The sequence below is a fragment of the Vallitalea maricola genome, assembly GCF_036985595.1.
In the GTDB taxonomy this organism is placed as follows: domain Bacteria; phylum Bacillota; class Clostridia; order Lachnospirales; family Vallitaleaceae; genus Vallitalea; species Vallitalea maricola.
Genome location: NZ_BTPU01000407.1, coordinates 1 through 228, shown reverse-complemented (window position 1 = coordinate 228; position 228 = coordinate 1). Strand labels below are relative to the sequence as shown.

The 228-nt window shown below is 28.1% G+C and carries 1 pseudogene; it reads left to right on the top strand.

The annotated features are described in order from the left end of the window. Window positions 1-228: pseudogene (locus tag AACQ14_RS24470) on the top strand (hypothetical protein); the annotation flags it as partial.

Here is a 228-nt window from a genome sequence, read left to right as displayed (position 1 = left end):
AGTTTGATTAATAAGAATAAAAAAGAATTGATTAGATTATATAATAATGTTGGTGATTTGGATGCAGGGTTAAGTATTGACAGGTACCGCAGGGATTTAAAATATTATTGTGAACCTGATATGGACAGTGAGGCTGATGATATAAATATAGTTGATATGTACCATCCATTACTGGAAAATCCAATATCCAATACAATTAATATTGATGAATCAATATTAATTGTATTG